The organism is Burkholderiales bacterium (genome assembly GCA_035560005.1).
Taxonomy (GTDB): Bacteria; Pseudomonadota; Gammaproteobacteria; order Burkholderiales; family Eutrophovitaceae; genus DASRFY01.
Genome location: DATMAN010000044.1, coordinates 1 through 2,702, shown reverse-complemented (window position 1 = coordinate 2,702; position 2,702 = coordinate 1). Strand labels below are relative to the sequence as shown.

The 2,702-nt window shown below is 64.2% G+C and carries 6 protein-coding genes and 1 tRNA gene; 3 read left to right on the top strand and 4 right to left on the bottom strand.

The features are described 5' to 3' along the window. The 3 genes from VNM24_06505 to VNM24_06495 form a co-directional block, all read left to right on the top strand. On the top strand, nucleotides 1–407 hold a 407-nt coding region (locus VNM24_06505), incomplete at its 5' end, for a hypothetical protein (protein HWQ38254.1). Next, nucleotides 404–1,060, top strand: coding sequence for a hypothetical protein (locus VNM24_06500; protein HWQ38253.1), 657 nt, complete (start codon nucleotides 404–406; stop codon nucleotides 1,058–1,060). The genes VNM24_06505 and VNM24_06500, both read left to right, overlap by 4 nt. Nucleotides 1,061–1,130: 70 nt before the next feature. Next, a complete protein-coding gene (locus VNM24_06495) occupies nucleotides 1,131–1,331 on the top strand; it encodes a DUF2905 domain-containing protein (GenBank protein HWQ38252.1) in 201 nt (66 codons plus the stop codon). A gap of 108 nt (nucleotides 1,332–1,439) precedes the next feature. On the opposite strand, the gene VNM24_06490 is transcribed toward VNM24_06495, so the two are convergent. The 4 genes from VNM24_06490 to VNM24_06475 form a co-directional block, all read right to left on the bottom strand. Continuing rightward, nucleotides 1,440–1,706, bottom strand: a complete 267-nt coding sequence (locus tag VNM24_06490; GenBank protein ID HWQ38251.1) for a type II toxin-antitoxin system RelE/ParE family toxin — start codon at nucleotides 1,704–1,706, stop codon at nucleotides 1,440–1,442. Further along, a complete protein-coding gene (locus VNM24_06485) occupies nucleotides 1,690–1,905 on the bottom strand; it encodes a hypothetical protein (protein HWQ38250.1) in 216 nt (71 codons plus the stop codon). The genes VNM24_06490 and VNM24_06485 overlap by 17 nt, the downstream gene beginning before the upstream one ends. A gap of 132 nt (nucleotides 1,906–2,037) precedes the next feature. Then, a tRNA-Thr gene (locus tag VNM24_06480) sits at nucleotides 2,038–2,110 on the bottom strand. A 123-nt stretch (nucleotides 2,111–2,233) separates the two neighbouring features. Beyond that, the gene (locus VNM24_06475) at nucleotides 2,234–2,662 is read right to left on the bottom strand and encodes a ClpXP protease specificity-enhancing factor (GenBank protein HWQ38249.1); all 429 of its coding nucleotides are present in this window, start codon (nucleotides 2,660–2,662) and stop codon (nucleotides 2,234–2,236) included. Nucleotides 2,663–2,702 lie beyond the last annotated feature (40 nt).

The window sequence follows — 2,702 nt, the reverse complement described above, 5'->3', positions numbered from 1 at the left end:
CGTTCCGCTGGTCGCAGCGCGAGGCGTTCAAGGCGGGAGACGCCTGGTACGCGCTGCTTGTCGTGCTGGCGCTCGTCCTGCTGTGGCGCGTCTTCCGCGGCCGCCGGCGCGTGCGCGAGGACGCGGGGCCCGCCCCGGCACCGCGCAGGCCCTGGCCTGGCGAGGACTCCGAGTTCTACGCCTTGGAACGCGTGCTTTCGGCGCGCGAACCGTGGGAGCCGCACGCTCGATGGCTGGCGCGCATTTCCGCCTCGCTGCCGGAGGAACAGCGCGCCATGCTCGCCGAGGCGCTTGCGCTGCACAGCCGCTACCGCTTCGATCCGGCCGGTATCAGTGCGGCTGAACGCGCGCTGCTCAGTGAAGCTTGCATATCAATTCTTCGCACGGCATCCTGCCGTAAGCAATGAAATTAGCCCGCTGGCACGCGATCGTGCTCGGAGGCTTTTTGGCGTCGAGCCATCCACTTGCACGCGCATCCGATCCCGCAGAAGTTGCATCGCCCGCCCTTAAGGTCGGGGAACGCTGGGTTTATCGGGTGACAACGGAAAGGGACGGTCGCGTCATTTCAGACCGTACCGAGATTGAAATTACGGCCGTGGATAACAGCTTTGTTCACACCGTGACGTATACCACGAAAGATGGGAATGAACGCGACGTGGTCTATACGCCGGACTGGAACGACCTGGTGTTTTACGGTGGGTTCGTTAAGCCGCATTTAAGTATTCTTAACTTTCCGCTCCGCTCGGGGAACCGGCGGGTATCTACAGTCGACCTGCGAATCGTGCGATCGCGCGAGTCGGCGCAGCTTGACGTCTCCCTTAAGCTTTTGGTGACCGCCGAAGTCAAATCCTGGGAACAACTGGAGGTACCGGCTGGTGTGTTTAGAGCGCTACGGGTAAGCGGCTGGGCGGTGATCCCGGAGCGCAAACCATCGCAAGACGCTATATTCGCGCGGCTTGAATTGTGGTACTCGCCCGACGTAAAGCGGTGGGTCAAAAGAAGCTGGATATTCGCGAAAGCTATCATTAACGAAGAGTTAGTCCACTTCCGGCTCAAGTAGCCGCGAGGTCAATGTAATCTTGGCGAGATCCACGAAATGCCGCACCAGTCTGGTGCCGTCTGAAGGCGATATGCAGAAATGGCTGATCACCCTCGGAATCGTGCTCCTCGTCCTCGGCCTTGCCTGGCCTCTGGTGACCAAGCTCGGGCTGGGCAGACTGCCGGGCGACATCGAGATCAAGCGCGAGGGATTCACCTTCTATTTCCCGATCACCACCAGCATCCTGGTGTCGCTGGTGCTGACGCTGATCCTGTGGATTTTCCGGCGCTGAAGGCCGGTGCCGGCTGACGGTTTCGACCCGCCGACCAACGGATTGCAGCGCCCAACTGCCGAAAGCCACGCCCATGGTGCCCGGCAAAGAGCTCGCCGGGCAGCAGCATCACCGGTATACCTCGCGGCGATGGCCAACGCGCACGATGTAGACAATGAGGCGCTCATCGCGCACGCGGGCGATCATGCGCCAGTCGCCCACGCGATACTTCCAGTGACCCGCCCAAGGGCCGGTCAACGGGCGGCCGAGCCTGCGCGGGTCCTCCGCCTTGAGGAGTCTTTCGTCAATGAAGCGCCGGATGCGACGCTGGACTGGTCTGTCGAGTGCCGCGAGATCGTCCCGCGCCGCGGGATGAAACTCAACAGTCCAGACCAAGCTGCTTCTTGACTTCGGCCCAGGGGATGCTCTTCGAGCGAGAGCGGGCCCGGCGCTTCACTTCGAGCATGTCCCAGTAGTCCTCGATGAACTCGCGCAGGGCCGCGCGCGCAAGCATCTGCGGCGACTTGCCGGCGCGGCGCGCGACCCGCTCCAGCGCGCGGAGGGTTTCGTCATCAAGTTTCAGGACGGTTCCCATGGACCGTAAGGCGAAGCGTTCGCGTTCGATTATATCCGCCGGAGATCCGTCGTGATCGCGACCACGCGGCACCGAGCGGAGGATCCTGTCGGATCCGGCAACGCGCGCGCCTGATGCCTGAGCCGTTTGGGGTGCCGGCTGACGGATTCGAACCGCCGACCAACGGTTTACAAAACCGCTGCTCTACCAGCTGAGCTAAGCCGGCCCGAAGGCATTGTAAGCGCCGCCCGAGGTGCGCCGCCGTTTGCGTCGATCGACCGCGCGTCATCCCGTCGGCGCAAAGGGTTCGCCTGGGCCCGAGCGCGCGCCGGGCGTCGCCGGTCAGGCGCTATTTCACCCGCCGCAGCGCCGGCTTGCCGCCCGAGGGCCGGGTCGGTTCCGGCTCGGATGTCGTCGGCGCCGGCTCGGCCTCGGCCGCCGCCTGAAGCGCCGGCTTCGGCGCCTCGACGTCGAAGGTCATGCCGTGGCCTGTCTCGCGCGCATACAGCGCGAAGACGCTGCCGACGGGCACCGAGATCTGGCGAGCGACCCCGGCAAACCGGGCCGAGAACTCGATGAACTCGTTGCCCATCTGCAGCTTGTGCACCGCCACCGGAGAAATGTTGAACGTGATCTCGCCGTCCTTGACGTACTCGGCCGGCACCTGAGCGCGCGAATCCACCTTGACCGCGATGTGCGGCGTGTAGCCGTTGTCCACGCACCACTCGTATAGCGCCCGCAGCAGATAGGGCTTGGTCGGGATCTCCGGGTTCGCCATCGCGCGCGGCCGCGGCCTACTTGCGCATCACCTTCTCGGA

Coding starts and splice junctions, on each gene's coding strand:
- VNM24_06500 (HWQ38253.1), top strand. CDS start 404: ATGAAATTAGCCCGCTGGCACGCGATCGTGCTCGGAGGCTTTTTGGCG.
- VNM24_06495 (HWQ38252.1), top strand. CDS start 1,131: ATGCAGAAATGGCTGATCACCCTCGGAATCGTGCTCCTCGTCCTCGGC.
- VNM24_06485 (HWQ38250.1), bottom strand. CDS start 1,905: ATGGGAACCGTCCTGAAACTTGATGACGAAACCCTCCGCGCGCTGGAG.
- VNM24_06475 (HWQ38249.1), bottom strand. CDS start 2,662: ATGGCGAACCCGGAGATCCCGACCAAGCCCTATCTGCTGCGGGCGCTA.